This window comes from Phycisphaerae bacterium (genome assembly GCA_012729815.1).
GTDB lineage: Bacteria > Planctomycetota > Phycisphaerae > JAAYCJ01 > JAAYCJ01 > JAAYCJ01.
Window position 1 is genome coordinate 1 of sequence record JAAYCJ010000167.1, and the last position, 8,021, is coordinate 8,021.

Below are 8,021 nucleotides of genomic sequence, written 5' to 3' on the forward strand. Positions count from 1 at the left end.
CGACCGATTTCGCAACGGCGATGAAGGCGGCCTATCTGGGATACAAAGCGGGCAATCCCGACGCCGACGTGCTGGTCGGGTCGGACTGCATTCCCAACGTCTCGCCGTTTGTGGTCTTGTTGATGGAAAACGGCGTGGGCGACTACTTCGACGTCTACAACTTCCACCTGTACTCGACCACGGACCGGTACGCAGCGGTGACGGCGGGCAAGCGCGGGCTGCTGGAGCGGTACGGCGTGGGGCACAAGCCGATCTGGGTCACCGAGAGCGGACTGGCCCACGAGGATACGGGCAGGGCTTCGCCGCTGGCCGTCGGCAGTTCACGGCGCGAGCACGACGACGAGCAGGAGCGGATGCAGGCTGAACACCTGGTCAAGTCGCAGATCGTCTTCCAGTCGGAAGGGGTCGAGCGGGACTTCTTTTTCCTCTTCAAACCCTACAACGAGTACGGCAACGGCAAGGTCTGGGGCATCTTCCGGTGGGACTGGACGCCCAAGCCGGCCTACTCAGCCCTCTCGAACCTGATCGCCCAGTTGGGCGACTGCCGGTATCTGGGGCGGATGGACCTGGGCGGAAAGATCGAGGGTTACCTGTTCGAGACGCCAGCCGCCGCGCAGGTGCTGGTGCACTGGAGCGCCGACGGGACGAACCAGACGTTTGAACTTGCCGGACAACAGGGCGAACTGACCGCGGCCGATCTGATAGGCGCTGAGAGTCAGGTCCGCGGGCCTGCGTTCTCTTCGGGCCGCTACCCGGTCTATCTTCGCGGGCTGTCGGGCCTGCGGGCCGAGTCGCAGCCGGAGTCGCCGCCCGCCGCTACGGCGTCGCCGAAGGACCTGACCGTGGTGATGCGGATTTTACTGGGCGAAGGGTTCGGTCCGGTCGGCAATCCGGCTGCGCCGGTCGAGGCGGAAGAGACCCACGCCGTGCTGGAGATATTCAACTTTTCCGATCGGGCGAAAGAGGGCCGGATCGAAAGCGTCGGAACCGCCTACCAGATCGCCGGCCTGCCGGAACGGATCGCCGTGGCGGCGATGGCCAAGACCGCGGTGCCGCTGGTCATTCGTTTCCACGCCGACCAGGTGCCGACCGGTCTGGTGAATCTCAAGCTGGAGGGACGCTTCGAGGGCCAGACGATCTCTCCGCTGTGCGCGCGGTTCAAGCTGCCCAACGTTGACCTGGCGGCGTTCCTGGAAGCCGTGCCGCTGCCCGCCGAGGACGCTTCGCGCTGGCGGGCCAACAGTTCCGGAACGATGGAGATCACCAGCGATCCGGAGCAGCAGGCGGTCCGGTTCCACGTCCAATTCGGCGAGAGCGGCGACCGGTGGGTGTATCCGGAGTTTCCGCTTCGCTGGCCGCAGGAGTCGCTGATGGGGGCGGCGGGGATCGGGTTCGAGATCAAAGCCGACACCGAGGTGGGCCGCGGCCTGGTGATGGCCGTCCTGGACAACGTGCCCGAGGTCGGGCCACGCTACGACTTTGTCTACCGTCAGACCACCGAATGGCAAAAGGTACAGATCCTGTTCGAATCCGACGCGGGTCCGGAGTTCGACCCGGCCTCGGTCCGAATGCTGCGGATCGGGGCCAACCCGACCGTGGACGGCTACACCTACTGGATCCGCAACGTGCGGCTGTACTACCGCAAATAGGGATGCAAACCGGAGAGACGGACATGCAACCGACGAAAGAGCGCCAAGGCGTTTACCCTGATCGAGCTTCTGGTCGTGGTCGCCATCATCGCGGTGCTCGTGGCGATGCTGCTGCCGGCCCTGAACGCCGCCCGCGAACATGCGCGGAACGTGGTCTGCAAGTCGAACATGCGGCAGATGGGAGTGTGCCTCGGCCTCTATCTCGGCGAGAACCACGGGCTGATGCCGCCAAGCTGGATGCCGTGGAACGGCGACCGGCACACCAACAACTTCATGGCCCTGCTCGCCCAGTACGTCAACGGCGGCGAGGCGAGGGTCGATACCTACTATCTGGACGGGCAGGCGGCCCGGATGTGGATGTGCCCTTCGTTCCGCAAGAATCCCGCTGATCCGGATCACTGGGAGTACCAGTACCAGATGAGCTACCACATGTCGTGGCGGGTGGATCCGCCGGTCGCGGCGTGGCCGACGTTTCCCCGCGTCCAGTCGCTGCAGCATGACTTGATCACGGACCCGCACGATAAGATCGTGATCGCCGAGGGCTACCCGTGGCACGTCGAGTTTCATACCGGCACCATGGACTACGTGCAGAACGGATGCCGCCACTTCGGCTATGGAAACGACGTGATGGCCGGGTTCAACGTGGACTACGATCGGCCGACCGCCGATTGGACGTGGATCGAGCGGCATCCGAACATCATGCCGTATTGATACGACCAGACGGTCGCCGATAGAATAAGGAGATGCCCATGCGGATGCACGAGCGCCAACGTCGGGTTTTCACGCTGATCGAACTGCTGGTGGTGGTGGCGATCATCGCGGTGCTGGTCTCGCTGCTGCTACCGGCGCTGGCGGCGGTCAGGGAGCGGGCCAAGCGGCTGACCTGCACGGCCAATCTGCGGACGATCCACAGCGGCTTTAGCCTCTACGCCCGCGACCATGCCGATTTTCTGCCCGACATGTACGTGGACGGCCAGCACGACCCGAATCTCAACAACTACATCTGTTTCCTCTGGCCGTACGTCTACGCCGACCGTCCGTTCGCGCCCGGCGATCCCAACTTTTACGAGCGAATCACCGGCAGCGCATTCCGCTGCCCGACCAATCCGGCGTACCGCACCACGCAGGCGGGTTTCGCCAGTTTCGCCGCCAACGAGCACCTGACCTTCATGAGCCTCGACCGGATCGCCAATCCGAGCCGCAAGCTGCTCTGCGCGGACGGCGGAAGCGACACCTATGACGAGGTCTACTGGGGCAACGTGATCTTCCTGTACATCCCGACGGCTGGGCGGGTGATCAATATCACGTATCGGCACAACAACGATGCCAACGCGGCCTGCGTCGACGGGCACGTTTCGGAGGTGCCCATCGCCGATGCCTACGCTTTGCACGGTTCGAGAGTCTTCGCTGACGACTGATCCGCCATGAACGAGCCCATTCGACCCGAGATTCACTATCGGATTCCCGGTTTCTACACGCAGGACCAGTGGTTCTTTCGCTGCGGGCGGTGCGTGTATTTCTACCACCTGCTGGCCCCGCTGTCGGCTGGGGATTCGGGGCGATGGGGTCGCGAGGTGGTCGGCGTCTCGCGTTCGCAGGATCTGGTGAGTTGGGAATACCTGGGCGTGGCGCTCGGGCCGTCCGACGATCCCGAGGCCTTCGACAGCCGCAACATCGCCACCGGCACGACGCTGGAGTGGAACGGGCGGTTCTACATGCTCTACTGCGCGGGCAGCCTGAACGCCGATAATCCCGGCGGGATCGGTCTGGCCGCAAGCGACGATCTGGTGAACTGGCGGCGGGTGAGCCGCGAGCCGGTCCTTCGGCCGGACCGGCGGTGGTACGCCCATTCGCCGAACGCGGATGCGCATTACTGCTGGGCCGATCCGTTCGTGTTTTGGCACGAGCAGGATCGGTGTTTCCACATGCTGATCACCGGCCGGATGCGCGAAGGTCCGATCGACGAGCGCGGCTGCGTGGCGCTGGCCCGATCGAGTGATCTGCTGAATTGGGAAATGCAGCTTCCGCTGGTGTCGCCCGGGCTGTTCGACCGGATGGAAGTGCCTTCGCTGTGGGCCCGCGGCGGCCGGTGGTATCTGATGTTCTGCGCCCACGGCGGGATTCAGTCGCCGCGATTCCGGCGGGAGTATCCATCGGTTCCGGATGCGGCGGCGTACGTGTACACGGCGGATGACCTTCGCGGGCCGTACGAGTTGCGCGGGCGATGGTGGGTGCTTCCGGCCAGCGGCTGCTATACCGCCCGCGTGATCACCGAGACCGAAGGCATTCCGGAATTCGACGGCCGGCACGCCCTGATGACCTGGCAGAGCGAATCGGAGGAGGGCCGTGGTATCGTTCGCACCGGGGCCACTCGGCCGTGGATGGTGGAGTACCTGGACGAAGGCGGTTTTGTGTTGGATCGACGGTTGTGAGACCGGATCGGACGAATGCAGGAGATGCGAGTGATGACGTGTGGCCGAGTACTGGTGTGTCTGTTGGTATTGATGGCGGCGGGTCAGGCCGTTTGCGGCGAGGTGATCGACGGCTGGACGCTGCATCCGGATAACGCCGCCGATCCGTTGACCTTCGCGCACAGCGGCAAGACGCTTCACGTGCTCCAGAGCCTTGGCCCGGTGTTCGTCGTCGGCGACAGCCAGATCGGGCCGGAGGACTACGAGACGAGCGTGATTTCCGTGCGGGAGCAGGACGGCTGGACGGTCATGCGGTGCCGCGCCGCGGCTGAGGACCTGGCGGGCGACTACACGCTGAAGCTCAAAAAATGCGACGACGGCGCGGTGGAACTCGTGGTCGAAGGCGCAGCCGACGCGGCGGGCTTCCAGTGCGGCAACATCGGCGGGACCGATGCGCCGTTCAAGCAGTTCTACGTGGGTCAGCGGGATATGGAGGTCCACGAGGGCAACGACGGCTGGGCGCCGTTTATCTACTGGCCGGACGGCAAGCTCTATTTCCACGCTCACCTGGACCTGGACGTCTCGCACAGCGCGGGCTACAGCCATCGGGCGATGCCCAAGCAGCATTTTCTCGTGAAGAACCCGCCGATCAGCAGCGACACCGGCTATGCCGTGCTGACCGACGGTTCCCGGCCGAGCCTCCACGAACGCTACGTCATTCGCGCCGCGACCAACACGTGGGAGACCCTCGGCCCGGTGACCAACCAGCCCAGCGAATACCGTCAGGAACTGGCCGGGATGATCTTCAACGACGTCTGGGACATTCCGCACGACGCGAATCTGTTCTACGTGCGGTGGCTCAAGGAGGCGACGGCCGGCGTCGTGAAGTTCTACACCGTGATCGAGCAGTGGGGTTTCGGCGGGTTCGACGACACGCTGCCCGATCTGTATCGCGAGCCGGATCTGGTTGATCCGGCGCCGCCGTTCGGGACCGGACAGCAGCTCAAGGAACTGGTCGATCTGGCCAACACGATGGGCCGGACCGCGCTTCGGACCAACTACATGCTGGTCCGGCCGGACACCTCGCCGTCGGTCAACGAGGGGCTGGTCAAGCTCGCCCTGGGCGGCGACGGCAATCCCAAATGGCACAGCAATTTCAGCACGGTCTTGCCCCTGGTCGAGCGGCAGGACCGCGCCTTCCACAAACACTACGGCACCACCGCGGCGTTCTCGGACCAGCTCTCAAGCGGCGGGTACAGCGGGCTGTACGTCAACTACGACGCCGGCGAGCAGGGCGCCGGAATGGTCTGCACGGCCCGCCAACGGCTGCGGGAGATCTGCCGGCTGATGAAGGAAATCCACCAGGGTCCGCTGGGCAGCGAGTCGTACATCGCCGACTTCCAGTTCGGAAAGTACATGGACACGGGCGATTTTACGGTGTTCGCGGGCGACCGGCGGTCCGATTTCACGCCCGAGGAAAAACTCCGCCGCGTCCACGAGCTGACCACGGTGCACTCGATGGGGCTGGGATACCGGCACTTCTTCGCCCCGCACGAGGAAAACTGGATGGGTCGCGGCTTCGAGAGCTACTTCAACGACGACGAGAAGGTTGACAGCTACCGGGCGTGTGAGGTGCTCTACGGCAACGGCGGATACCTGTTCTACTACGCCGGCATGCGGCTGGTGCACGCCCTGACCGAGTGCTTCACGGTCGGCGTGGCCCAGCGGCACTATGCCCTTCAGCCGGTCGATTTCGTCAAGTACGGCAAGCGCAGCGTGTGGAAGACGCTCGATCAGCTCATCGAGAATCCGAAGATCGACTCGCGTGAGGCACTGCTCTCGTGGTTCCGGCGGTTTCACGTGCGCTACGCCAACGGCTGCCACGTCTACGTCAATCGCGACGACCAGGTGCTGACCGTGGCCGCCTCCGGCAACCGCACGTTCAAGCTCCCGCAAAACGGCTGGCTGGTCTATACCGAGGACGGCAACCTGACCGCCTACACCGCGTTGGAGGCTGATCCGTTCTTCCCGTCGCGGCAGGTCCGCGTCGATTTCTGCGAGGACAAGGCCCGCGGCATCCGCTACGTCAATCCGCGAACCGCTGCGCGGTTCATGGACGCCGCCAAGCCGACGGTCTGGCTGAACGGCAAAGTCCACCTGGTCCTGGACGAACCGAACCTGCGCTTCGGCGAACTGCTGCAGCGACAGCACGCGGCCACCGCTCCAGCCGAATAGCCGCTGCGGGTCGGGCGATTCCCTGATCGGGCTATCGTGCTTTGCCCCGATGGCGGCGGACCGGAGGTTCTCATATCATTGGTTGTCAACTCGAACTGGTGTGGGGGAACGATCATGGCCAAAACGGTCTTCGGCATCGCCGCCAGTCACGATCAGGCTCAGGCAATCCTGATCCGCCTGCGAGAGGCCGGCCTCCCGCCGGATGACGTGTCGGTGATCGTGCCGGACGATCGGCGGGGCAAGGTCGGCTACGAAGATGGGGCTCGGTCGGAGCCCGGTGTGGCCGGAGCGGGCGCCGGAGCGGCGCTGGGCAGCGTGTTGGGTTGGCTGGCCGGAGTCGGCGCGCTGGTCATTCCGGGCCTCGGACCGTTCGTCGCAGCCGGGCCGATCATGGCGGCGCTGGGCGGGGCGGCGATGGGCGCAGCGGTCGGCGGGCTGGTCGGCGCGCTCGTCGGCATGGGACTTCCCGAAGAGCAGGCCCGCGCCTACGAGGCCCGCGTCAAGGAAGGCGACGTTCTGCTCTCAATACGCGCCGCCTCCGACGCCGAAGCGGCCAAGGCGGCTGAAATCCTCGAACTCAACGACGCCGCCGACGTGGTCACGGTCAGCGACACGCCGGTCTAGGGTCGCGCGATCGAGTGTGCTCTGTCATCCGCAGTGGACGCATCCGTGCAGGTCGCGTCCCGCGGCCAGCGCCGTCTCAGCCGTCTCAGCCGTCTCGCGATCCAGGCCCAGCAGCTTGATTCCCCTGTCGACCGTGTGGCGGAAGATGGTTTCCATGTCGTTAAGGTGCGGCTGGCTCATCTGCACGGCGTACAGGCCCTCGATCCGCGTGAGCCGCCCGATGAAGTGGTCGCCGCGGCCGCAGAAGTGGTCCGACCCGCCGCCGAACTCGTCGAGCACCCGCCGGTTGTACGGCCGGATGAATTCGTCGAACATCTCCGGCGAAAGGTTCATCGCCGAGTCGTCGCGGAGCATGATGGTTCCCCGCTGCATCAATCCCCAATGGCACGTGTAGGGCTGCGGCTGCGGGGCGATCGTCAGCCACTCGCGCAGGAAGCGGATGTACGTTCGCGTCACCAGGTCGAGCAGCGCGTGGATCATCGCGGGCCTCTCATAGAGATCGACGAACAGCCCGCTGCCCCACAGCAGCTCGCAAACGTCCATCGGCCCCTGGAGGTCCGGATGGTAGTGATGCACGTACCGCCCGATCTTCGGATACCACCGGCGGATCTCCTCGAACACGTGCGCCATCTCCAACGTCCGTCCGCCGAAGCCGCCGTGCGGGTCCGGATCGCCGCGGTCGAGGATCGCCTGGATGCCTTCGATCGTTCCCACCGGGCGGCTGGTCGGCAGCGTGTCGGTCTCCTCCGGCATGATGAACATCTCGACGCCGAAGACCGACGGCAGGATGCCCGTTCCATAGTTGCTCCGGACGGCCAGCAGATGTCCTCCGCCCGCAGCCAACTGCTCCGAGCACATCCGCAACTGGTGCAGGGCCATCAGCTCGAAGTCCTCAATGGCCTCGTTGAGCCGCACCGCCGGCCATTCGAGTCCCGGCGGCGCGGTCCTCGAACGTCGCGGTGAAAAAATCCCATCGTCGAACCGGCCCTCCCAAAAATCGGTCCACCGCCCGACCAGATCGTCCTCGACCGCTGCGTCGATCCGCCGCTCCAGGTCGTCCAGGTACTTCCCAAGCCGCTGCGAAATCATCCGTTCACCTCAC

General features: G+C 65.0%; 6 protein-coding genes and 1 pseudogene. 6 read left to right on the forward strand and 1 reads right to left on the reverse strand.

The genetic code is table 11. The annotated features are described in order from the left end of the window. The 6 genes and pseudogenes from GXY33_11060 to GXY33_11085 form a co-directional block, all read left to right on the forward strand. The coding region (locus tag GXY33_11060; GenBank protein ID NLX05671.1) for a hypothetical protein at positions 1–1,649 on the forward strand (1,649 nt) is incomplete at its 5' end. A 51-nt stretch (positions 1,650–1,700) separates the two neighbouring features. Then, a pseudogene (locus GXY33_11065) lies at positions 1,701–2,360 on the forward strand (DUF1559 domain-containing protein). Between the two features lie 32 nt (positions 2,361–2,392). Next, positions 2,393–3,067 carry a prepilin-type N-terminal cleavage/methylation domain-containing protein gene (locus tag GXY33_11070; GenBank protein NLX05672.1) on the forward strand — a complete coding sequence of 225 codons (675 nt, stop codon included), beginning with the start codon at positions 2,393–2,395 and terminating at the stop codon, positions 3,065–3,067. Between the two features lie 6 nt (positions 3,068–3,073). Continuing rightward, a complete protein-coding gene (locus GXY33_11075) occupies positions 3,074–4,081 on the forward strand; it encodes a hypothetical protein (GenBank protein NLX05673.1) in 1,008 nt (335 codons plus the stop codon). Positions 4,082–4,114: 33 nt separating this feature from the next. Beyond that, positions 4,115–6,295: a hypothetical protein gene (locus GXY33_11080; GenBank protein ID NLX05674.1), complete on the forward strand. Its 2,181-nt coding sequence runs from the start codon at positions 4,115–4,117 to the stop codon at positions 6,293–6,295. A 114-nt stretch (positions 6,296–6,409) separates the two neighbouring features. Then, a complete protein-coding gene (locus GXY33_11085) occupies positions 6,410–6,919 on the forward strand; it encodes a hypothetical protein (GenBank protein NLX05675.1) in 510 nt (169 codons plus the stop codon). A 24-nt stretch (positions 6,920–6,943) separates the two neighbouring features. Here the strand turns inward: GXY33_11085 and GXY33_11090 are convergent, their stop codons facing one another. Continuing rightward, positions 6,944–8,008, reverse strand: a complete 1,065-nt coding sequence (locus tag GXY33_11090; GenBank protein NLX05676.1) for a hypothetical protein — start codon at positions 8,006–8,008, stop codon at positions 6,944–6,946. Positions 8,009–8,021 lie beyond the last annotated feature (13 nt).

Excerpts from the sequence above, each read along its gene's own strand:
- GXY33_11070 (NLX05672.1), top strand. The coding sequence starts at position 2,393 with ATGCCCATGCGGATGCACGAGCGCCAACGTCGGGTTTTCACGCTGATC.
- GXY33_11075 (NLX05673.1), top strand. The coding sequence starts at position 3,074 with ATGAACGAGCCCATTCGACCCGAGATTCACTATCGGATTCCCGGTTTC.
- GXY33_11080 (NLX05674.1), top strand. The coding sequence starts at position 4,115 with ATGACGTGTGGCCGAGTACTGGTGTGTCTGTTGGTATTGATGGCGGCG.
- GXY33_11085 (NLX05675.1), top strand. The coding sequence starts at position 6,410 with ATGGCCAAAACGGTCTTCGGCATCGCCGCCAGTCACGATCAGGCTCAG.
- GXY33_11090 (NLX05676.1), bottom strand. The coding sequence starts at position 8,008 with ATGATTTCGCAGCGGCTTGGGAAGTACCTGGACGACCTGGAGCGGCGG.